General features: G+C 33.7%; 24 protein-coding genes and 2 pseudogenes. 6 read left to right on the forward strand and 20 right to left on the reverse strand.

Features of this window, described 5'->3' with window-relative positions; all coding sequences use genetic code 11:
• Positions 1–11: 11 nt before the first annotated feature.
• Positions 12–1,601 (reverse strand): ATP-binding protein, encoded by a 1,590-nt coding sequence (locus tag ASO14_RS07340; protein WP_231726998.1) that lies wholly within the window; start codon positions 1,599–1,601, stop codon positions 12–14.
• Positions 1,602–1,703: 102 nt separating this feature from the next.
• On the opposite strand from ASO14_RS07340, the gene ASO14_RS07345 reads away from it, so the two are divergent.
• From ASO14_RS07345 to ASO14_RS07355, 3 genes are all read left to right on the forward strand, one after another.
• A complete protein-coding gene (locus tag ASO14_RS07345; protein WP_068453429.1) occupies positions 1,704–2,759 on the forward strand; it encodes a DctP family TRAP transporter solute-binding subunit in 1,056 nt (351 codons plus the stop codon).
• Positions 2,760–2,984: 225 nt separating this feature from the next.
• Entirely contained in the window at positions 2,985–4,262 is a 1,278-nt protein-coding gene (gene dctA, locus ASO14_RS07350) for a C4-dicarboxylate transporter DctA (protein WP_068453430.1), read from the forward strand.
• Positions 4,263–4,413: 151 nt separating this feature from the next.
• Positions 4,414–4,689, forward strand: coding sequence for a hypothetical protein (locus ASO14_RS07355; RefSeq protein WP_068453433.1), 276 nt, complete (start codon positions 4,414–4,416; stop codon positions 4,687–4,689).
• A gap of 390 nt (positions 4,690–5,079) precedes the next feature.
• On the opposite strand, the gene ASO14_RS15015 is transcribed toward ASO14_RS07355, so the two are convergent.
• Positions 5,080–5,220 carry a hypothetical protein gene (locus ASO14_RS15015; RefSeq protein WP_156422352.1) on the reverse strand — a complete coding sequence of 47 codons (141 nt, stop codon included), beginning with the start codon at positions 5,218–5,220 and terminating at the stop codon, positions 5,080–5,082.
• Positions 5,221–5,419: 199 nt separating this feature from the next.
• Between ASO14_RS15015 and ASO14_RS07360 the strand changes: the two genes are divergently transcribed.
• Positions 5,420–5,929, forward strand: coding sequence for a DUF1648 domain-containing protein (locus ASO14_RS07360; RefSeq protein ID WP_068453435.1), 510 nt, complete (start codon positions 5,420–5,422; stop codon positions 5,927–5,929).
• 293 nt (positions 5,930–6,222) lie between these two features.
• Here the strand turns inward: ASO14_RS07360 and ASO14_RS07370 are convergent, their stop codons facing one another.
• Positions 6,223–6,843, reverse strand: a complete 621-nt coding sequence (locus ASO14_RS07370) for an SdpI family protein (RefSeq protein WP_068453439.1) — start codon at positions 6,841–6,843, stop codon at positions 6,223–6,225.
• A gap of 129 nt (positions 6,844–6,972) precedes the next feature.
• Positions 6,973–7,173: a hypothetical protein gene (locus tag ASO14_RS07375; protein ID WP_068453441.1), complete on the reverse strand. Its 201-nt coding sequence runs from the start codon at positions 7,171–7,173 to the stop codon at positions 6,973–6,975.
• A 225-nt stretch (positions 7,174–7,398) separates the two neighbouring features.
• Between ASO14_RS07375 and ASO14_RS07380 the strand changes: the two genes are divergently transcribed.
• Both ASO14_RS07380 and ASO14_RS07385 read left to right on the forward strand, forming a co-directional pair.
• Positions 7,399–7,767: an ArsR/SmtB family transcription factor gene (locus ASO14_RS07380; RefSeq protein ID WP_068453443.1), complete on the forward strand. Its 369-nt coding sequence runs from the start codon at positions 7,399–7,401 to the stop codon at positions 7,765–7,767.
• Positions 7,760–9,889: a heavy metal translocating P-type ATPase gene (locus ASO14_RS07385; RefSeq protein ID WP_068453445.1), complete on the forward strand. Its 2,130-nt coding sequence runs from the start codon at positions 7,760–7,762 to the stop codon at positions 9,887–9,889. The genes ASO14_RS07380 and ASO14_RS07385 overlap by 8 nt, the downstream gene beginning before the upstream one ends.
• Positions 9,890–9,908: 19 nt before the next feature.
• On the opposite strand, the gene ASO14_RS07390 is transcribed toward ASO14_RS07385, so the two are convergent.
• The 16 genes and pseudogenes from ASO14_RS07390 to ASO14_RS07470 form a co-directional block, all read right to left on the reverse strand.
• Positions 9,909–10,589, reverse strand: coding sequence for an Imm64 family immunity protein (locus tag ASO14_RS07390; protein WP_197409944.1), 681 nt, complete (start codon positions 10,587–10,589; stop codon positions 9,909–9,911).
• A gap of 188 nt (positions 10,590–10,777) precedes the next feature.
• The gene (locus ASO14_RS07395; RefSeq protein WP_068453449.1) at positions 10,778–11,200 is read right to left on the reverse strand and encodes a hypothetical protein; all 423 of its coding nucleotides are present in this window, start codon (positions 11,198–11,200) and stop codon (positions 10,778–10,780) included.
• Between the two features lie 440 nt (positions 11,201–11,640).
• The gene (locus ASO14_RS15325; protein ID WP_156422399.1) at positions 11,641–11,943 is read right to left on the reverse strand and encodes a DUF2247 family protein; all 303 of its coding nucleotides are present in this window, start codon (positions 11,941–11,943) and stop codon (positions 11,641–11,643) included.
• Between the two features lie 570 nt (positions 11,944–12,513).
• The gene (locus tag ASO14_RS07405; RefSeq protein ID WP_156422353.1) at positions 12,514–12,747 is read right to left on the reverse strand and encodes a hypothetical protein; all 234 of its coding nucleotides are present in this window, start codon (positions 12,745–12,747) and stop codon (positions 12,514–12,516) included.
• Positions 12,748–13,491: 744 nt separating this feature from the next.
• Positions 13,492–13,677, reverse strand: a pseudogene (locus ASO14_RS15025) (hypothetical protein); the annotation flags it as partial.
• 395 nt (positions 13,678–14,072) lie between these two features.
• The gene (locus tag ASO14_RS07410; RefSeq protein ID WP_068453454.1) at positions 14,073–14,675 is read right to left on the reverse strand and encodes a hypothetical protein; all 603 of its coding nucleotides are present in this window, start codon (positions 14,673–14,675) and stop codon (positions 14,073–14,075) included.
• Between the two features lie 123 nt (positions 14,676–14,798).
• On the reverse strand, positions 14,799–15,074 hold the full coding sequence (locus tag ASO14_RS07415) for a hypothetical protein (RefSeq protein ID WP_068453456.1): 276 nt from the start codon (positions 15,072–15,074) through the stop codon (positions 14,799–14,801).
• Positions 15,075–15,535: 461 nt separating this feature from the next.
• Entirely contained in the window at positions 15,536–15,838 is a 303-nt protein-coding gene (locus ASO14_RS07420; RefSeq protein ID WP_068453458.1) for a hypothetical protein, read from the reverse strand.
• A gap of 418 nt (positions 15,839–16,256) precedes the next feature.
• Positions 16,257–16,507 (reverse strand): annotated as a pseudogene (locus tag ASO14_RS15190) (RHS repeat-associated core domain-containing protein); the annotation flags it as partial.
• Between the two features lie 417 nt (positions 16,508–16,924).
• A complete protein-coding gene (locus ASO14_RS07430; RefSeq protein WP_068453462.1) occupies positions 16,925–17,116 on the reverse strand; it encodes a hypothetical protein in 192 nt (63 codons plus the stop codon).
• Between the two features lie 45 nt (positions 17,117–17,161).
• Positions 17,162–17,392 carry a hypothetical protein gene (locus ASO14_RS07435; RefSeq protein WP_068453464.1) on the reverse strand — a complete coding sequence of 77 codons (231 nt, stop codon included), beginning with the start codon at positions 17,390–17,392 and terminating at the stop codon, positions 17,162–17,164.
• A 1,802-nt stretch (positions 17,393–19,194) separates the two neighbouring features.
• The gene (locus ASO14_RS07455) at positions 19,195–19,752 is read right to left on the reverse strand and encodes a hypothetical protein (protein ID WP_068453472.1); all 558 of its coding nucleotides are present in this window, start codon (positions 19,750–19,752) and stop codon (positions 19,195–19,197) included.
• A gap of 46 nt (positions 19,753–19,798) precedes the next feature.
• Positions 19,799–20,179, reverse strand: a complete 381-nt coding sequence (locus ASO14_RS07460; RefSeq protein WP_068453474.1) for a hypothetical protein — start codon at positions 20,177–20,179, stop codon at positions 19,799–19,801.
• 56 nt (positions 20,180–20,235) lie between these two features.
• The gene (locus tag ASO14_RS15035; RefSeq protein WP_156422354.1) at positions 20,236–20,442 is read right to left on the reverse strand and encodes a hypothetical protein; all 207 of its coding nucleotides are present in this window, start codon (positions 20,440–20,442) and stop codon (positions 20,236–20,238) included.
• Positions 20,443–21,215: 773 nt separating this feature from the next.
• On the reverse strand, positions 21,216–22,013 hold the full coding sequence (gene phnX, locus ASO14_RS07465; RefSeq protein WP_068453476.1) for a phosphonoacetaldehyde hydrolase: 798 nt from the start codon (positions 22,011–22,013) through the stop codon (positions 21,216–21,218).
• A complete protein-coding gene (locus ASO14_RS07470) occupies positions 22,010–23,092 on the reverse strand; it encodes a 2-aminoethylphosphonate--pyruvate transaminase (protein WP_068453478.1) in 1,083 nt (360 codons plus the stop codon). The genes phnX and ASO14_RS07470 overlap by 4 nt, the downstream gene beginning before the upstream one ends.
• Positions 23,093–23,097: the final 5 nt, after the last annotated feature.

Here is a 23,097-nt window from a genome sequence, read left to right on the forward strand (position 1 = left end):
CGATGTTCCCCCTACTCCATTGTAAACGTAACTAAAATACTCGTTCCTTCATTCAACGAACTTGTAATATCAATACTACCGTTCGTTTTGTTTAAAATATCTGAAATTAAATATAAACCAATGCCATGATTGGCAGAATTCTTCGTTGTAAAACCATTATCAAAAATCTTTTGAATTTGTTCATCGGTCATACCGACACCATTATCCTCCACTAAAATGGATAATGTTTCATCGTTTTGGTCAATACTAATAAAGATTTCTTTTGATGAACTACTTGTCAGTTGCAGCGCATCAAAAGCATTTTCTACAAGATTTCCAAACACCACAACAAAATCGTGGAAATCAAGCTTTTCTGGTAAGCGTTCGAGTGTGCTATGCTCATCCATCATGACATCAATACCAAGTTCCTTACCGCGATTGATCTTACTCAGTACCAGACCTGCAATATTTTGATTTTGAATGCGCTGATTTAAGAAATTCGTTGTTTCTTCCTGCGTCGTTTGCACTTCTACAATGTAATCCATCGCTTCTTGATGATGACCTAGTTGTAGAAGTCCTGAAATCGTATGCAACTTATTTTTATGCTCATGATTTTGAATGCGAAGTGCTTGCACGAACTCTTTTACGCCCGTTAATTCTTCCGCTAGCTTTTTCACTTCTGTACGGTCTTGGAAAATGGCAATCGCCCCGACCGTCTCACCGTCTACTTCAATCGGCACGCGATTACTTAAAATCGTATGTTGATTAATATGTAATTCTTTATTGTAAATGGGCTGATTGAAATCTAAAATCTCTGGTAAGCGTGTATCAGGTAAAATATCATAAATCTTCTTTCCGAGCAAATTCTGCTCGCCAATCCCTAAAATTTGTCGCGCTTTCGGATTGAAGATGGTCACTGTAAACTCTTTATCAATAGCGATAATTCCTTCATGCATCGCATTGAATGTCTCAATACGCTCTGTATATAATTTAGCAATCTCATGCGGTTCATAATCCAGCATCTGCTTCTTCACACGACGACTTAGAATCAGCGCTCCCCATAAACCAAAGGCAATTGATAGTGTCAGTGCAAGTGCAATCTCCCACTTCATTCCACCTAACACTTCAAGAACACTCGGTAAGCGATAGCCAACGACTGCAACACCGATTTGCTGATGTTTAGTATTCATAATCGGTACAAAGGCGCGTACCATTACACCCACTTCACCTTTTGCTTTCGACGTATAATAATGCTCTGAATACGCTGCTTCTTCATCTGGTGTTGTCGAAACTGTGCCAAGCTTACTCGTTAAAGGATGCGACAATCGCATATGATCCATATTCATAATCACAATATAGTCTGCAGAATTGACCGTTCGTAGCTGTTCAACGGTTTGATTAATTCGACGTGCCTGTGCTTCAATAGATAAATTATTCTCGTTATGTAAAGTATCTTCAATTTCAGGTAATGTCGCTACCGTTCTCGCCACAAGCATCGACTGCTCCTGTAATTCCTTTTCTTTTGAATTGACAATACTCCCTAAAATAAAGACGCCCGCAATCAATAATGAGAAGGCAATGATGAAGAACGTAAGTGCAATCATCCCTTTATTTAAGGTCATTTTTTGTTTGAACAAACAAGCCACCTCTCTTATACTTTTTAACATTGTACCACTTCAATTATGTTAAACTAATAAAAATTAAATCAAAGTGGAGGGTCGACGTTGCGTACATATATGCTATCCGCTCTATTCGTCGTCATCGCTTTACTCGGTTATATGAGCTATGAACAAGGCTTTTTCAAAAGCGAAACATTACCGTATGACGAAGAACAAGAGGGATTAAAAGATCAAATTACGATTCGTTTTTCACATGTTGTCGCAGAAGACACACCGAAAGGACAAGCTGTGTTGAAATTTGCTGAACTCGTTCAAAAGCGCTCGCATCATCGTATTCAAGTTGAAATTTCACCGAATGGTATGCTTTACAATGATGTGAATGAATTACAAGCGCTAAAAGATAATGATGTTCAGATGATTGCCCCGACTCTTTCTAAAGTAACAAAAGAAGTACCGAGTTGGGAAGTTCTAGATTTACCCTATTTATTTTCATCCACTGCTGAAGTTCAAAAAGTATTCACAAGTGATGTCGGTGAACGTCTTTTAAATGAACTCCAACATGAAAATATGAAAGCACTTGGCTTTTGGCAAAATGGCTTTAAACAGATGATTAATGAAAAAGAGATCATTCAAGATGTACAAGATTTTAAAGGGCTTCGCGTGCGCGCGATGGAGAGTGATATGCTTAAACAACAATTCGAGCAAGTGAAAGCAACGCCTGTAACCTCTTCATTTGACGAATTGTTTACAGAACTCAATAAACAAAAGATGGATGCACTTGAAAATACAATTTCAAATATCTACTCAAAAAGCCTGTATAAAAAAGAAAATCATTTAACGATTTCAAATCATGGCATTCTTGCCTATGCGGTCATTATTAATAAACAGTTTTGGCAACAACTCGAACCAGCCGATCAGCAATTGATTGAGCAGGCGTTAAAAGATGCAACAGAATGGAATATGGAGAATGCTATGCAGATGAACGATCATGACTTACAACAACTGAAGAATCTCTCCGTTGAGATACACACTTTAACACCGCAGCAACAAACAGCGTGGAAAAAAGCGTTTATTCCACTCTATCGTTCATTTGAAAATCGTAGTGATGCACATTATCTACACGAAATTCAGCAATTGATTCAGAAAAAAACAGATACCTAAACTGTATTACAACAATAGAAAAATGACCATAAAGCGTTTTCATACAAGACTGGACATCTTTGTTCAGTCTTTTAAAATGCTGTTAAATCAATGTTTTTATCCTTTTTCGGCAAAAAGAACTTTATGACCAAAAAGAACTTTATAACCGAATTATTCCTTTGTACTAAAACAGCGCTTATGATACATGTAAGCGATCACAAAATTGAATAACAAAGAGGGATGAACATGAAAAAGAAAAAGTGGTATAAGAACTTAACGGTTCAAGTAGTCATCGGGATTATCTTAGGGATCATCGTTGGTGGCGTCTTCCCAACATTCGGTCAAGACTTAAAAATCCTAGCAGATATTTTCATCAAATTAATCAAGATGTTAATCGCACCAATTATTTTCTTAACGGTTGTGATTGGTATTGGTAACATGGGGGATATGAAAAAAGTTGGTAAAATTGGGGGTAAAGCATTAATTTACTTCGAGATTGTTTCAACAGTTGCACTTGCAATTGGTTTTATCGTGGTACATATTATCCAACCAGGTAAAGGCACAGGTATTGACGTATCAAAAATTGATACATCAGCCGTTCAAAACTTTACAGATCAAGCAGCAGCCCAAGAGTCTGGCTTCGTACCATTCATTATGAACATTATTCCAGAGCATTTCGTTGGCGCAATCGCGAACGGTGATTTATTACCAATCTTAGTATGTGCGGCGCTATTCGGTCTAGCATCTGCTTCAATTGGTGAAGCAGCACAACCTGTTATGAAGGTTATGACATCTGCTTCTGAAATCTTCTTCAAAGTCATCGGTATGGTCATGGTTATTTCACCATTAGCAGCATTCGGTGCAATGGCTTACACAATCGGCTCATTCGGCTTCGGTTCTTTAAAAAGCTTAGCATTATTAATGATTTGTATCTACATTACAATGGCGCTATTCATCTTCTTAATTCTTGGCGGTATTATGAAGGGCTTCGGCTTCAACATCTTCAAATTCCTTGCTTATATCAAAGAAGAATTATTACTTGTATTAGGTACATCTTCTTCAGAAACAGCTTTACCAGGCATCATGAAGAAATTAGAAAAATTCGGTTGTTCAAAACAAGTCGTTGGTTTAGTTATTCCAACAGGTTACTCATTCAACTTAGATGGTACAGCCATCTACTTATCAATGGCTGCTATGTTTATCGCACAAGTTTACAATGTTGACCTATCTATCTGGCAACAACTAACATTATTATTAGTATTAATGGTTACATCAAAAGGTGCTGCAGGTGTTACAGGTTCAGGTTTCGTTACATTAGCTGCAACATTAGCTGCGTTCCCAATGATTCCAGTAGCAGGTATTGCCCTACTAATCGGTGTAGACCGCTTCATGTCAGAAGCGCGTGCCATCACAAACATAATTGGTAACTCAGTAGCAACAGTTGTTGTATCAAAACTAGAAAATGAATACAACCCAGAGCAACACGAAGCACTCGTGAAAGAAATTAAAGAAGAACATGCATAAGAAAAACGAAATCGCGCTATATGTGCGGTTTCGTTTTTTAATTACTTAGCCTACTCTTTTCATCTGAATATCTATTTAATAGGAAAGAATTGCGTCTTTTTAGTTCAACCATTACTATAGAAGGTAGTATGTTTTAAAGGAGTTTTACATAATGAAATTAACATCGCGTAAAGAGCAAGCGATCTTCTTGCAAAAGAAGGTCAAACAAGTGGGGCTTGTATCGATTGTGACATTGTTCTTTGTTGTCTTGCTACAGATTTCACGTTCATTTGCCGCAAAAGAACCGGAGTCTTTCTGGCGCTTTGGTGAACCGATCTTTATCGGTCTTGCCTCTATTTTCGCACTTCTGCTATTTGGAATTGTCGTACATCTCGCTTATAAAATTTTGCAAAGTAAACAAGAGATTCAAAAACGTTCGAAATCATAAAAAGAAGTGGGTTCATCGAATATAGATGAGCTCATCTTTTTATATTTAATAATTGCTGCTGCACTTTTCAATATAAAACCGATTTTTAAAACGGCAACTTTAAAATCGTATCGATTATAATCGATTATTATTTATTTATACAAATAATCGATAATTGAGTATAAATACGAAATCATAGATGCTTTCGATAATAATATCACTTAATTAACCTATTTTATTTCTATCTTATTTAATTGACTTCTATCTATAATCATCATACAATGAAGTTAGTAAGATTCTTGTCGCGAGAATCACATGTAGTACAGCGCCTGGTTTGGTCACCAGGCGTTTTTTATGTATTAAATCTATAGAAAGAGCGTTGAATCCAGTTGGAATCAACGCTCTTTTTTCTTACAGCATCATACGGAAGAAACGATAAATTGTATCCACGAATCGAAATAGATCCGCTGCATATCGAAAGATGGTCAGTCCTTCTTCACGCTTTTTCTTTCGCTCAGCCTTTACTTTCTCTTGTCGCGAGTATTTAGGCATGTAGTACACCTCCTTCCGAAAAAGGAGTCAGCTGAAAATGCTGCCATTTTATTGTAGCACGAAAACGACCTTTTGGTGCTAGATTAAAATATATGTAGTATTGCCTTCAAATGTGATGTATAAGCTTTTGTTGAAAACTACTTTTTCATTAGCTGATAGTGAATCTTTAATTACAAAATTTTAAGTAGGAGGAAATCTAATGAAGTATATACTACCCAAACATACATATTACCTCGATGCGATTTCATATTTTTTCATGTTAGCTCAAATCGTCATATTGCTGTTGTATTGGAAAGGGTTAGATGGGCGGGTTCCGATTCATTTTAATTTACTAGGTAGTCCAGATGGTTACGGTTCAAAATATGTTTTATGGATATTGCCGATTGTCTCAATTTTACTGTTCGCAGGGTTGAAAAGCTTTCGATTTATTAAATTCAATCGCTATTTAGCAAAGTTTGATAAACAACTAAGTATGAAACTGTACAAACTCTATTGCTCTTGGACTTCACTCGTATCCGCTTTGACACTGTTTTTCTTTTTTATATTGCTCTATGCCTCTATACAAATTCAGCCTCTAGAGAAAATTCCTTCTTATATTATTATCGTGTATTTCGGTGGATTGATTCTATCGGTGATTGTGTATGGCATAATCGAATCCTCGTGTAAAAAGAAGTATATAAACTCAAAACAAAAACGAGTAGCACGCTGAACGTGTTACTCGCTTTTTAGATTCATTATGGATAGAAAACAAGTAGGATACCTATTAACAGTGCTCCCAAGACAATTGCTACATAGAAACCATATGTACCTAATAATAATTCAAGAGGTATGAAAATCAGCATTCTAAAAAAGCTCTTAGGGTTCTCTTTCACTTCCTTATAAGCCTGGTACATCATCACGCAAAAATTGACAAGGAAAAAGAGTATTAATCCATATCCGATTATAACTTCCAATGGATCACCTTCACTTTATTATACTTACCTGCGTTTGAAAGCTAAGCGTCTACTCATTTTTAAGCAATTTATTCGAGTATAACTGAATACTATATAACATAGCAGTAATCAGTAGTGAAATGACAAGAATCGCATATAAGAATGATGGAATTAAAGCTGCAAACCCTATGAATATACCACAGATGATAAACGCACATCCACTAAATCTTTGAATTTGAGTCCATGATTTTTTATTTTGAAAGCTAGCGGCATTTCGGACACCCACTTTAGAATTATAATTGACTGTAGGTAAGAAACTGCCGATGATAATGAAAATACAGCCTACAAAGATTAAAAAGAGACGTTCTGTGTTTAACGCTTCATTACGGACATTGAGTATGTAGACAATATTTAATCCAATAACGAATAAACCACCGATCATAGCAAATGCTGTATTCATTTTTTGTTTATTTTCATTTTTTCTATCGATGAGCAGCAAAGCGTAAAAAATGACGAGTACACACAATGAAATAATCATAAACATAAGAAACATGAAGCTTTTATGCGCATAATCCGTTGTTCCGCCTGAATTAGCATGCATGATAACTTTTTCTGGTAAAGAACGATATGTACTTAACCACACAATGAGAGACATGAAAAAAGATGCAACTAATAATAATACATTTTTCAATACATTCATCCTTTCTTGCTTTAAATATCGAGGAAAGCGATCCCACTAATACGTGAAAAGGAACTACAAAGACAATATAAAAAGCACCCTCTTTTACAACGAGAAGGTGCTTTTGGTAATTTCTTTTAGCTAATTTTTAGCTAAGCCTCTAATAGCAAAGCTAATCACAAGTAGTCCAATTATTAACGAAACCACTCTCAATGTATAATCAGCAACAAGTAATGCGCCCATCATTTTTTCATCGTTATAGCCATGCCCAGTAATAATCGTTGGCACAAATATAATCACGATACCTAGAATAATCGTTATAACAGTTGTTATGCTTTTCAAATTACCGCCCCTTAATAACGCTTATGTAATTCCCTTACTACTAATTGGCCAGATAATGTTATGTACTTAAAGTCTTATGCAGTTTGGTTATTTTGTTATTAGAATTGGGTACTCCAATTCTTTTTTTATGAATTTTTTTACTCATTCAAACAAACACTTGAATGAATTATTAAAAATGGTTATACTATATTCAAATAAACACTTGAATGATATTGGGGTGAGAATGTGATTAAGAAAGATACTTGTGAAATTTATTGTTATGACGAAGAAAAGGTCAATCGAATACAAGGTAATTTACAGACAGTAGATATTTCTAGTGTTGCCCAAATGTTAAAAGCTATTGCAGATGAAAATAGAGCAAAAATTACCTATGCTTTATGTCAAGGTGACGAACTGTGTGTGTGTGATATAGCAAATATTATAGGTGTTACGGTTGCAAATGCCTCTCATCACCTGCGAACGCTCCATAAGCAAGGGATTGTTAAGTTTCGAAAAGAGGGAAAACTTGCATTTTATTCATTAGATGATGAGCATATCAGACAAATTATGATGATTGCATTGGCACATAAGAAAGAGGTGAAGATCAATGTCTAGTGGGAAAGCAAAACTGTCTGAAGAAGAAATGAAAGCCTATCGTGTTCAAGGATTTACTTGTACTAACTGTGCAGCCATTTTTGAAAATAATGTTAAAGAACTTCCCGGTGTTCAGGATGCGAAAGTAAATTTCGGAGCATCTAAAGTTTATGTTAAGGGGACGACAACCATTGAAGAATTAGAAAAAGCAGGAGCATTTGAAAATTTAAAAATTCGAGATGAAAAAGAACAAAGGGTAGAACGAGAACCTTTTTGGAAGCAGAAAGAAAACATTAAGGTATATATATCAGCTCTTTTACTTGTAGTTAGCTGGTTCTTAGGAGAGCAGTATGGTGAAGAGCATGTTCTACCGACAATTGGTTATGCAGCGTCCATTTTAATCGGTGGATATTCGTTATTCATTAAAGGTCTCAAAAATCTAAGCAGATTAAATTTCGATATGAATACGCTTATGACTATTGCAATTATAGGAGCTGCAATCATTGGTGAATGGGGTGAAGGGGCAACCGTTGTTATCCTATTTGCGATTAGTGAAGCATTAGAGCGTTATTCAATGGATAAAGCGCGTCAATCTATTGAATCTTTAATGGATATTGCCCCAAAAGAAGCGTTAATTCGACGAGGCAATGAAGAAATGATGATTCATGTTGATGATATTCAAGTTGGAGACATCATGATTGTTAAGCCCGGTCAAAAGTTAGCAATGGATGGAATAGTGGTTAAAGGTACATCGACATTAAATCAGGCTGCGATTACAGGTGAAAGTGTTCCAGTAACGAAAACCACAAATGATGAAGTATTTGCAGGAACCTTGAATGAAGAAGGGTTACTTGAGGTTAAAGTTACAAAACGAGTTAAAGATACTACTCTTTCAAAAATCATTCACTTGGTAGAAGAAGCCCAAGCAGAACGGGCCCCTTCTCAAGCGTTTGTCGATAAATTTGCAAAATACTATACACCAGCTATTGTCATACTTGCTCTTTTAATTGCGGTAGTTCCACCATTATTTGGCGGAGACTGGAGCCAATGGATTTATCAAGGCTTAGCTGTATTAGTGGTTGGTTGTCCTTGTGCCTTAGTAGTCTCAACTCCAGTTGCTGTGGTTACAGCAATAGGAAATGCAGCAAAAAATGGTGTTTTAATTAAAGGTGGTATCCATTTAGAAGAAGCAGGACACTTAAAAGCGATAGCCTTTGATAAAACAGGAACATTAACCAAAGGGATTCCTGCTGTAACAGACATTGTGACATATGGTAGAAATGAAAATGAATTAATGACCATAACAGCAGCCATTGAAAAAGGATCACAGCACCCTCTTGCTTCAGCGATTATGCGAAAAGCAGAAGAAAATGGATTAAAATTCAACGAAGTAACAGTAGAGGATTTTCAATCCATTACAGGTAAAGGCGTTAAAGCCAAAATAAATAATGAAATGTATTATGTGGGAAGTCCAAATCTTTTTGAGGAATTACACGGAAGCATTTCAAGCGATAGGAAAGAAAAAATTGCCGATATGCAAACTCAAGGTAAAACGGTGATGGTGTTAGGAACAGAAAAAGAAATTCTTTCGTTTATTGCCGTAGCCGATGAAATGAGGGAATCGTCTAAAGAAGTTATCGGCAAGTTGAACAATATGGGAATCGAAACAGTGATGCTAACAGGCGATAACCAAAGAACGGCAACAGCCATCGGAAAACAAGTTGGTGTTTCGAATATTAAAGCTGACTTACTTCCAGAAGATAAGCTTAATTTTATTAAAGAACTTCGAGAAAAACATCAAAGTGTGGGGATGGTCGGAGATGGCGTGAATGATGCTCCAGCCCTTGCGGCATCTACCGTTGGTGTAGCAATGGGTGGTGCTGGAACTGATACAGCTTTAGAAACGGCTGACATCTCCTTAATGTCTGATGATTTGAGTAAATTGCCATATACAATAAAATTAAGCCGTAAGGCTTTAGCAATCATCAAGCAAAACATTACCTTCTCTTTGGTGATTAAATTAGTGGCATTACTTTTGGTCATGCCCGGTTGGTTAACGCTTTGGATAGCGATATTTGCTGATATGGGAGCAACTTTACTTGTAACATTAAACAGTTTACGCTTATTGAAAATCAAAGAATAGGTTCTAAAATGGGCGTCAACTATCTGGTGCGATCATTGAAAACAATGTTATGCTTCAAAAGGGATATTAACAGGAAATATACAACTAAAGGACGCTTTAACTGAGCAACGAAAAAAGCCAAATTTCTCAATTGATGTTGAGAAATTTGGCTTTTTAGTATGGGAATTTCCTTAGCGTTGTAAATCCGCATTTTCCTGACGCTACCCCTCTCTGGCCAAAATAAAACTGAATAACTTTTGTTTATTATCCTTTGTTTTTGAGGATCATATTCTATTTCACTATCATAATCACAAAAGGCATAATCAAAACTCGTAAAATTGCTCAAATTAGTAACCCATGTAATTATTTTTTGCTCTATTGTGTCTATCACTAAACCATTTAGTCTTTCTCCATCTAAATGTAGCACATAGCCATAAAAACCCTCTTCTTGTTGAACACTAATCCTCATCGAAATTTCTTGAAAACCAACAAAATTTGTAATATATCCGATTATTTCTCCATAATAATATTTTGTTAATAACGCAACATCTACATCTTGATCTTTCTTTTCAACCCATTTGTCTCCATTTTTATCTAAAGAGACTCTCCATTCAACTATGATTAGTTCCCTTTTCTTTAAAAAATCTACAATATGTTGAAACTCTTTCTCTATATTTTTTTCATTTCGATATACTAAACCTATATTTAGAATAATAAACACCCTTTTATCAAATATTTCATTGTTTTGGAAGTATTCGTTAAACGTAAACCGTCGCATCGCATCGTATGCGTACGATGCGATGCGACGGTTTGATCATCTAGCGTCTTTACTTTTGCTGCTTGCTGGAAGTAAGTTCGGAGAGGCAGCAACAAGACGATTTTTTTGAGGTTTTATAGTTTCTACCTACTTTAGATTTCTTCTTGCATGAGTGTTCTTTTAACAGGGTTCTTATCAATCATTTTTTGAAATGCCTTTGTTTTTTCTACCTCTTTAAAATATGTTTCTAAGTCTTCATAATCCATTGACCATTCGCTTTTCTTTAAAAATCTAAACTCTTTTGTATGTTCAAAATGAAATGCACAAATAAGTTGTTCCATTCCATCATATTCATCTCCATCATAAATTGTAAATTGTCGAACGAAATTAACATAGAAATATTTAATCCCTTCGATTTTTTCAACTCCTGTTTCAAACAAAATTTCTCGATCATCTTCATTTTCAACATCAACTAAACAAAAAGATTTGAATTTATTCCAAATCTCCAAAACTGAATCATTGTTAAGGTCAATCGTACTATTAAAATAGCTTTTCACGTTATTTAATTTAATCATTATTATTCAATCTCCTCTAATATTAAAATTCTTTAATAACTTACCTTATCCCTGATAATAGAATAGCTGCCATACTATTAGTCCTGGATTATCGCTCTTATACGTCGTATATCATCCATTCTGTGATTAAAGGTTCATCTTTAGAATAATACACTATCATCAGAAAGCGAATTGGGTGAGCCTTTCTACACGACATAGGTTGGATCAGTCAGCAACAGGACGCTGCGATCTTGACTTATCTTCCACTTGCGCTTTTAGCTCGCCTTCCTTATAGTTTCAAATTTACCTGATTCATTTTTCGCCTTCACTATCATACCAAGTAGTGTTTAGTCACTGAGTTATGCTATTAAATTACTTTGTAGACCATTGATTTAAAAAATATGTACGTTGCTTTTCTAAAAATAATCTCCATAATTTGAGTAACTCCTCATTCTTCGCAGTTATTCCATACGCCGTCCACATAAGAAGTTCATCGTAAAATTCTTTCGCGGGTTTAGAAGGATTATGAAAGTCATTAAGAATAACATCTCAATAATTTGTTCAATTAATTCTTGTATCTTTATTTGCTCTGTATAAATTTCAGAGTCCATAATAGATGCTAGTTCAAGTACGGGCTCTGAATAAATAGTATTCGTTACCTCTGTCTCTGCTATTTCAATAAGTGTTTTATCTGAAATGAATTGACTTTTCCATCCCCAATATAGTTCAGTCCAACTAAATGAAACTTTTTTATTTTTTATAATAAAGGTAGACTTATTTTCAGTTTATTTTCCGGTTCTTGATATAGTTCATCAAAATCTATTTTATCCAATCCCCTCACCTCTTTCTTTATAGTTTAGTATTAATTAAATAAAAATTTGTACCTACTCTACAACAAGCCTAGCCACTTCTCCGTCTTAATCCATCTTATTACATAAAATATTTTTTTATCACCAAAAAAATTGTAATTGCTGATGAAAAAATAAAAACCAAGATATTTCCAAACATATTTATCTTCATACTTTTTTTAAGTTGGATATTATTTATAGATATATATGTGTACGTAATCATTAAAAAAGTCGCAATGATGAATAGTAGTGTATTACCTATATAAGATAAAGTATCAGTAAAAAGAATAACTAGACTTACAATATAATTTAAACCCAAACTGATAAATGATATAGTTATATTGATGGACTCTTTAAATTTTATTTTAATAAAAAGATTTAAAAGAAAAGTTGTTAATAAAATAATATAAGCGATATTTATTCCGATCCATAGATTGTTTATCATCAATTCCTACCTTAAATTCCCGATTTTTGTATATACTTATTTTAGTTATATAAGTATTCATGCGTTGTATCGCCAACTGTTTTCGTTAAACGTAAGCCGTTTTCATCATATGTGTACGATGAGATAGTTTGATCGTCTAATGTCGTTACTTTTGTTAAACGTTGTTGTTGCTGCTTGCTGGACGCAAGTTGGATAAGCCAACAACAAACACTACCTACATAATGTAGGTTGGATAAGTCAGCAACAGGACGTTGCAATCTTGACTTATCTTCCACTTGCGATTTTGGCTCATCTTCAACATGCCATTTTTCGTGTAGTCATATGCAATTTTAAATAGTTGTTGCGCTTTTATTGTGTACGTCAGTGAACCGAGTAAATTATTTAATTAACTAAAGAAAAAGCATTATCCTGAGTATTCTTTTTAAAGAAATGCCACTGATACTTCTTCATTGAATCACTCTATTCCACACTAAAATTTGAACTTTTCTTTATTCATAGGAATAGGTACCACATCTAGTCAGTATGAGATTATGTTACTTGTTTGAAATCTTTTTATTTCCAGTTATTTTCTTTTTTGAAATTTCTATAAGCTAAATACTGTATTAGACAAAAACCAATTATTCCACTTAGCACTGCACTTATAGATTTAGGTCCACCCATATAAATATATGAAGCTACTGCTGACGTTAGAAAACCAATGACAAACAGTCCTATATAGAATTTTTGTGTTTTCAAAAATAATTTAAATATAATTCTCACCTCTAAGTCTTAAAAATCATTAAAATAACCATTTCTTAGCTTTTTATCTAAATAATCAAATATAGAGCTTCCTGAATTTAGCCAAAAACCACTAATATTAATCAATGTACCTACAGCACTGGATATACTACTGGCTATGATGTAAGAAACCTCTCTATTTCTTAGTTTCTTTTTAAGGTCTGTAACAAATATACTTTTTTTGGATTTACTTAAACTTTTCTTACCTAATCTGATTAGTAATCCATCAATCCCTCCAAATATTACTGATGTTGTAAGAAATATCGCCGCATTAATAGCCCTATAAGAAATCCCTTTGAATTATACCAAGCATTTTTTCCATTTGGATCCACATTCATCACCGGGTTGCCATTCGCATAGCTATAACCATTTTGTGACAGCGGTTCTTCATCATCACCTGGATGTTGGTCTAATGCTAGGAAGGTTCCGTTTGCTGGGTTATAGTAACGTGCTTGTAAATAGTAATTCTTCGTTTCATCGTCATAATACTAACCTGCATAACGAATTGGGTTCGCTTTCGCTAGGTCCCCTTCGACCGTTAATACATTTCCATAAGCATCATATGTGTATGCACCGACTTCTTGATCTTCACTATCACGGCCTCACACGATGTGAGTGCCATCGACGTTCGCACAGGACATGCGGAACTTAGTCGATGTTCCTTTTTATCTAATACTTCACCACTATAGAAGTATTCATGTGTTGTATCGCCAACAGTTTTCGTTAAACGTAGTCCGTTTTCGTCGCAATTTAATTGGCATCATTATACGTGAAAGCAGCTTTCTCACCATTCACTTCGGATGCTGTACGATTCTCCATTGCGTCATAGTTCGTCTTCCTCTTTAATAACAGGTATATTTTGATATGGGTGATCTGAAAAATTAGATATGAAGTCAAAACCTACACCGTCATGACTTACCCACAAATGATATGTATAATTATCTTCAGTATAATCTAAAATAAATCTAGCTAAACCAATATCGCTATGAAAGTCCATTTCTAATGTTCGTTCATTAGAAAATAAGATACTTTCGTTATTAAATGCATCTAAATAAGCCTTAGAAAAATGGGTTTTGAGTTCTTCTATATTATTAATATCTACCACATAATAATAATTTCCATTACTCAATTTCGTCATTTCTTTATTAGATAGATTAATTTCATTTGAACCGCTAATTCCGTGAATATACAATGGGTATACATTTAATTTCTCTAAAAAATTTTTTAAACATATACTATCAATATCGTTTTTAATATCAATATAACTATCAACATCACTGTAACTATCTAGGTCAATATCAATGGCACCCAGATTGTTTCCCTCGGAATCGACATGACAATAGAAACGAGTTATGCCCCTTTTTTTAGATTTAAAAATATATGAAAAGTCTTCTCCAACTAAAAAATCATTTAATGTAATCTTCACTACCATACCACCTTATAATCTTTTGATGTTTTTATATACACATTTCTCGGTATGAATTCACCTATAATATAATACGTCTTGATTTTATAATCATAATGTCAAATGCCTTCTCCTAGTACTCTTTTAGAGACTTTTGATATCTAAAAATTGAATTACAAATATTTTATCAGTAATTCCATCTTCTATGCTTTCATAACTTTCTATCTTATAATTTTCTACATCAATAATCTCCGTTAGATAAGATGGAATTTCTGACCTTACATCTACTAAATTCGTCAACTTTTTATAAGGAAAATTATCTTCATTCGGATTCGGTGAATGTATAAATAATGTATCCATAGAAGCATCGTTACTAGATATTTCAATCCACATTTGATAAGTTTTACCTATTTTTTTCAATACACCTTTTAACTCATGAAATAAATTAAATAAACCTTTTAAATGTTGTTTTCTTATTTTTATAGAATAATTTCCATATCCATAATAATCTAAATGCGTATGCCAAAAATCAAACTAACTATTTTCGTCAAAATCCAAATCATAGTTTTTTATATGTGTTTCTTTTTCTAAATTGCAAAAGTATCGTTGTTTCCCTCTAAATTTCTTCATTATTAATCTCCTTCTTTTTATACTTTAAATCCTCGATTTTAAATATGGTCGACATCATCGCTGTTTTCTTTATATGTTGTCGCTTCTTTTACTTTAAAATCTTCTCCGTAAGCGGTCTACCGAAAAACAAACAAAGCGTCTGTCTGAAACATATATTGACCTATTTCAGTCAACCCCGTCTTTCGGTGAAGAACCGATATATATCCAACTTTTATTATCTCTATTAGCAAATCGAAATCAATAGTAATAAATTAATTTGATCTATTATTTTCTTTTTCTAAAAATCGGTAGAATTTTTCTTGTGTTTTTTTGTGATGGCTCAACAGCTTTACATAAATATCGCTACTTAATTTTTTTCTAACATGTTTATTTGCAAAAAATAAATGTCTAAATTTATCCGTAGAATATAATTCATCAAACCAAGAATATTTTAACAACCTCTGTATATTCGCATCTATTTTTTTTGTGTTTAATCCAAAATAAAAAATTGGAGCGACAGGGCTTAGAATTGCTAAGATAAAAATTGGTATACTGATTAATATTTTCTTTGACACTATATCACTCCCTGACTTAGCGAATGGCTTTAATATAACGAGTTACTGCTTTTTTACCACCGTACCTATAAATACTTTTTAGTCGATTAAAAACATTTAGTCCTGATGCAACTCCAGATGTTATATAACTTGAGTATAATCCACTAAGAGTTGGCTTCTTACCTTTAGCGATAGTATTAAGAATATATGCTTTAGGACCATATCCGGCTAAGGCTATAACTCTAGTTATTAAACTTCCACCTATAGAAGCCACGGCTCTGTATAGACCTGCACCACCTATACTGGTTATAGCTCCAACAGCTGCTGCCCTACCAAAAACCCACCAATTAAAACCTCTTAACGTCCTATGCTTATAATAATAGTTCAATAACATTGGCAATGCATTCAATGCGGCACCTACTAAAGCAGAAGCTATCCACCAAGCTATTTTCCCATCTGGATCCACATTCATTACGGGATTACCATTCGCATAGCTATAACCATTCTGTGATAAAGGTTCGTCATCATCACCTGGGTGTGGGCCTCACACGATGTGAGCGCCATCGACGTTTGCACAGGACGTGCAGCATTTAGTCGATGTTCTGCTAAGAATACTCCATTTGCTGGGTTATAGTAACGTGCTTGTAAATAGTAGTTCTTTGTTTCATCGTCATAGTAGTAACCTGCATAACGCTGTCGTCTGGACGACGATTGGGTGAACGCTACGACAGGACGTCGTTGCTAGCGTTCACCTGGGTTTTCTTTCGCTAGATCCCCTTCGACAGTTAACACATTTCCGTATGCATCATATGTGTATGCACCGACTTCTTGGTCGTCTTTATCACGGCCTCACACGATGTTCCTTTTTATCCAATACTTCGTCGTTATAGAAGTATGCATGTGTTGTTTCGCCAACTGTTTTCGTTAAACCTAAGTCATTTTCATCGTATGTGTACGATGCAATGATTTGGTCGTCTAGCGTCGTTACCTTTGTTAAACGTTGTTGCTGCTGCTTGCTGGACGCAAGTTGGGTGAGCCTTGCAACACTGCCTACACGATGTAGGTTGGATAAGTCAGCAACAGGACGTTGCGCTTTTGACTTATCTTCTACCTACGCTTTTGGCTCACCTTCCTTTTATAGTTCTCATCTTGCAATAAGTTACCATCTGCATCATACGTATAGGCCGTCTCATTTTTCGTCGCAATTTGATTGGCATCATTGTACGTGAAAGTCGCTTTCTCACCATTCACTTCGGATGCCGTATGATTCCCAACTGCGTCATAATCATATGTATTCATCGTACCATCTGGTAAGGTTTCTTTTGTTAATTGGTCATTGGCATCTTATTTTATAATAAATATAGATAGTAACAAGATAATGTTAATACCATACAAAACAATCGTCTTAATTTTACCTACTTTTTCTTTTTCACTCCTAAAATCTAAAATTCCAGCAACAATAAAAAATAGTAAATATTCTATTTTCATATGCAGCAACCCCAATAAATCACCTAAAACACCAATTAATGTTATTAATACAATTATCGTATCAAAAATATCCCATTTAAATTTCATAAATTATTCCTCATTCTCATTTCTTTTTTACATGATCATACCTTCTATCCATATAATATAAATGTCACATAAAAAATTATCACTATAACGGTCATTAATCCAAACAAAATAATCAATAATATTTTTTGTGTTTTTCTTGAGAATAATTTTATTATAGATAACAGTGTACTACCATTAGCCACAAATGGTTCATTTATTCTATCCCATTTAAAAAACCACGCTGTTGTAATTATTAGAGAAATAATCATTGTAATAAACATTATATGCATTCCCATATTTTAAAATCTCCTTGCACCCTTTATTGCTCTTGTTTTACCACCACGGTTATATGCTGTAACAACCAATTTTATAGCTTTTTTTTATCATTTAAGACTGATTTTGCACTATCATATAGCGCACTCCAAATAGATATTTTTCCAGTTTTCGAGTATTGTCTAGCTAATTCATCTTTGAACTCCCATTGATATTTGACAAATAATCTATTTATTACTCCTACTCTAGCTTTCGCAAGGTATTTGCCGAAGGTTCCCCCCAACATACCTATAAGTGCATCTGTAATAACTAATGTTGTAAGTTTTTTCTTATTAAGATTATTCCAAATTTTTTGAATTTATAATTAGATTTTTTAAAAACACTCCAAACGTAGGAATACGAATTATCAATTACTTGTACAGTCTTTTTTGCTTCGTCACGGTCGTGGCTCATTTTCAAGCTTTCATTTTTTGTATAGTCATATATGAACCACTAATAATAATTATCTATTAACAAAAAAATAAATAGTACTAAAACTATTGAATCTACATACTTTACTTTTTTAGAGGTTGACGATTCTATAGATTTTGTAAAATAATATGAGCTCATATAATATAAGGCACAGATATTAAGAATAATAAACCCTATACTGGTTTTACTCTCATGCCAAAACTGACTAATATAAACAATATAACAACAGATTACTAACAAATTTAAAATTAAATAAATAGCGTTTTTTTTAATTACTTTTAATACAATAAAAATATTAGCTACTATTAAAAAAATGAAACACGTGATCATTTCTAATAAATTCATATATACACCTTTCTTAAAATCTAATATATTCATAGTTGTGTGTGTCTATAGAGGACGAAACAGCATCATTAAGAATAAAGCAGTAAACCAAGATATTCTATAGACGATTTTTCTTTTTGAATTAGTAGTTGCTTGTTCTAGTAAAATAAAGAACATCAGCAGAAATCCTAATATGTATTTCATCAATAAATCTAGAGAAAATTCATTATATTTTGTAGACTAAATATAATGAATTTTTTCTCCTTAAAATCTAAAGTGTTCTTTATTCCATTCTCCCTACATGTGCAACCATAGAACCGACATCTTTTACAATAGTTCTCTTTCGTAAACGACCGTCTACATCCATATGTATAAACTCATGCATCATTTTTATTTCTCTCTTTTTTAATTAGCTTTTAGGTATTGTAAATATAATTAGAAGGCAAAGAATAAGTACAATTCTATTCAAATATTTATTTCTTTTATCTTTTTCGTTCTCAGTTTCTCTCCTATAGAAATATGGTGTAATCATTGCTAAGAAAACAATCATATGATGAAGTAAAAAAATAAATGCTATTTCTTGTTTGTTCATTAAATAAATCACATATATTGGATATACAGCGATTGAACCAATACTAAGAAATAAATAGAATCTTCTTTTACTTTCCAAATACAATATTAAAAAAATAGGGCTCGCTATTAAAAATAAAAACGTATAAATTACTTCACTATTCACCTTATGCTCTCTTTCCTTCTTAAACTTCAATGTGAAATTCTTGGAATGGGTGGTTTTTAAAATTTGAAATAAAATCCCAGCACTGACCATCTAATTGTATAATTAAAAAGTAAGTTTTCCGATTTGTTAAAACAAAAGTTAATTCATATTTAAACAGATCATTATTTTCTTTTGGTTCAACTAAATTTAATATCTTTTCAGAAGTTATAACAATAGTTTCTCCATTATAAGCATCTAAAGCCAATTTAGAATAAATTTCTTTCAATTGCCTAGAATCTTGAATTTTTTTAATTGTATAAAAAAAATTAGTATTTATTTCTTTTGTATCTTTTATAGCATTTGAAAGATTGGCTCGTAACCCAAAAGTTATTTCATGAATGTAGATAGGAAATAATTCTAGCTTCGTCAAAAAAGATGCACTTGTTTCTAATATTGTTGGATTGTAAAGTCCTTCAAAATTAGGCTCGCAGCAAAATTGTTCTAACTCAATATTAAAATTATTTTTTATAAAATACTCTTCATTTATTCCAGTTAAGTAATCATTCAAATAATAATTCATCTCATCATCACCTTCCACTTAATTTGTAACTCTTAAATGTTATGTTGAGCTAGTAACGTATAGACTATTCATCATTATGTAGCTGTTTGAGTTGTTTTTTAATTTCTTCCAATTTACTTTTTCCGCTTACTATGCGCAACACATTCCCATCATATTTGATCATAACTAACACAAATTTACTAGAGTCTAGTAAATTGAATTGAATCTTTTTATTTATAATTTCACTATTAAAACATGTATTACAGTTTGTATAAAAGTTCAATCGTCCATAGCCAGCATAAGCAGTCATATATTCTAGCATTTCTAGGAAAAGTTCTAGACACTCTATCTTAGCCTCAAAATGATATGTGTCACTTTTCAATTTTTGAATCGCATATTTACCATCATGAGAAATAAATAAGCTTTCTAGGCTTTCTAAATCAAAGTCAAATACTTCTAAATGCATATAGATTGGGAAGTCTAGCAGAGAAACTAAAAACTTCTGTGCATGTTCTAATTCAATTATAGGTTTTTCAAAAAAAGCGTTAGCTCTTCCATTCCCTTATCTTCTAATTTACTGAACTGACCATATCGTTCATCAAACTTTTGATGATTCGCTATAATTTGAATGTATTTTCCTTCTATCATCCCTTTCTCCTCCTTCTCTTTGTAATCGCAGCTCTTTCGTATTAAATCCTTTCCATTTTGTATGAATACTTCTGGTTTCATTTGCGCGCCTACTAGATTTTATTATTTTATAGTTGTTGTGAGCTCTATACACTGTTTAATGTCTTATAGATCAAAATCATAATGTGTATATTGGAGAAAAGATGGTAGTATTTTTTTTAAATGATTCATATCTTTAAAAAAGGATAAAATCAGTCCTGACAAACCAAAGTTCGATATATCATTCGCTACTTTTTCTTTTAACTCATTAAAAGCCAGTGTATTTTCTATTTCTTCAAAATTCGCCTTTAATTCATGAAATAACGTGATTCTACATTAAAAAAATCATTTTTTTATCAGAATAACCTTTTTTACATTATCACATAATCCTACATGTTAATAGCATGATTTTATTACGCAAACAAAAAAGATACTACAAGCCGCATAGGCTAGCCCATAGTATCTTTCAAATGATTTTATTACAGCTGCACATGCAGTCAATAAAATATCCTATACATCTTATATTACGCACTAATTCCGCGAGATACATCGATTTTTATTTAATCACTCTTTTATTCATTTTTTGGAATATCATGAAGATGATTATGAAGATAACAAATCCTAAAAACGAATAGATAATAGAATATACAAGCGGATTATTAAAGACGAAATAAGATAAAATAACTGAAACCATTACATAAACAAAAAACATTTTTACATATGACAATTCAAATACTCCTTCAGATAATATTTTTACTATCATTATACTTTAAATAATCAGAAAAATGGAAATTATCAACAAAAAACAACCGAGCAAAGCGCGGTTGTTTTTTTGTTTACATCATTACAGGTTGTGTAATCTGCTCTAGTAAAGGTAATAAGTCTGGCATCGTTTCAATTGTATAATCTGCGCCACTCGCTTCAAACTTTTTGCGTGTTGCTTCAATTAATTTGCGTTTTTCATCTTCTGGTAAAGCAGCGTATTCTGCTTCTGTATAACCCATTTCCGAACTGCCGACAATAACACCAATCGCAAGAACACCTGCATTTTTCGCTTCTTGCATATCAGAAGTTGTATCGCCTACTTTTACAACAGATTTTGTTGATTGAATTTGAAGTGCTTCTATATTTCGAAACAGCATATATGGATAAGGTCGTCCGAATTGGTTCGTGTCGTCTGCTGTAGCGAGAAAGTCTGGTGCATAGCCTTTTTTCTTCGCTTCACGTGTCACGACTTCCATCATCTCGCGTGTGTAACCTGTGGTAGAACCAATTTTGATTCCTTGTTCACGTAAAGTCTGAACAGTTTCGCATACACCTGCGATGGGATCTGTATATTTTGCGAGTGTTTTCATTAATGCTTCTTCAAACTGTCCGTAAAGTGTTTGAACGTCTTCTTCTGTAAAAGGACGACCATGTACTTCTTCGAAAGCTGCCGAGATTCTTGGCATTTCTAACATGGTACGAATATGGTCAATCTTCAACATCCCCATCGGTTTACGTGCTTCTTCAATCGTTACAGGTACACCTGCTTGTTCAAAGATTTGCACGAATACTTGTACAGGCGCAAAGCACCCGAAATCAACCGTTGTGCCAGCCCAGTCAAAAATAACAGCTTCTATTTGTTTATTCATCCTACTTGTACCCCCATATATGTTTTAATTGCTTCACATAGCACGCGGAAATCCTGTGCGTGTACATCGCCAATATTGCCAATTCGGAATGTATCTACTTCCGTTAGTTTACCTGGATATAAGATAAATCCAGCTTCCTTCATCGCCTCGTAAAAATCTTCAAAAGAGAATGCTTCATTCGGGAAAAGATATGTTGTAATAATCGGTGATTGAATGGCTTCATCAATATATGCATGAATGCCCACTTCTTGTAGCTGAGTACGAATCATCTGATTATTTAAGCGGTAACGTTCGTAACGTGCTGTCACGCCACCTTCTTCATGTAATTCGTGAATCGCTTGTGCAAACGCTGCGACAACATGTGTTGGCGAAGTAAAGCGCCACTTCCCGTCAACATCCATCGTTGCCCATTGATCATATAAATCTAGCGATACACTACGTGAAATACCTTTTGTCGTTAAAAAATGTTCTTTTTTCGCTAGGACAAAGCCAAACCCTGGCACACCTTGAATACACTTGTTGGCACTACTAATTAAGTAATCAATCTGTGCTTCTTGTATGTGTAACGGAACACCTCCGAAACTACTCATCGCATCTACAATGAATGTCGCACCGTATTGATGTACAACTTCTCCAATCGCTTCAACAGGATTTAGAATACCTGTCGTCGTTTCACAGTGTACGACTGCTACATGCGTATAACTTCCTTTCATTAAATAATCCTCTAATAGCGCAATTTGTGGCTGTTCATCGTAAGGAACTGCATAGACAGCGTATTGTAAACCAATCGTTTTTGCCATTTGAACAATGCGTTCACCGTATGCGCCATTCGTTATAATTAGTAGTCGATCTTCTGGACGAATTGTTGATGTTAAAACTGACTCAACAACAAAACTTCCACTTCCTTGCATTAAAATCGCTGTATAGTTTTCTTCAGATGCATGCGCAAGTGCAAGTAATTCTTTACGAATCCACTGCGTTGTTTCTTTATAGTCTGTATCCCATGTGCAGCGGTCTTCTAGCATTTGTTCACGTACTGTACGTGTCGTTGTTAATGGACCTGGTGTTAGTAATTTCATCGTTA

It is taken from the genome of Kurthia sp. 11kri321, assembly GCF_001534765.1.
Taxonomy (GTDB): domain Bacteria; phylum Bacillota; class Bacilli; order Bacillales_A; family Planococcaceae; genus Kurthia; species Kurthia gibsonii.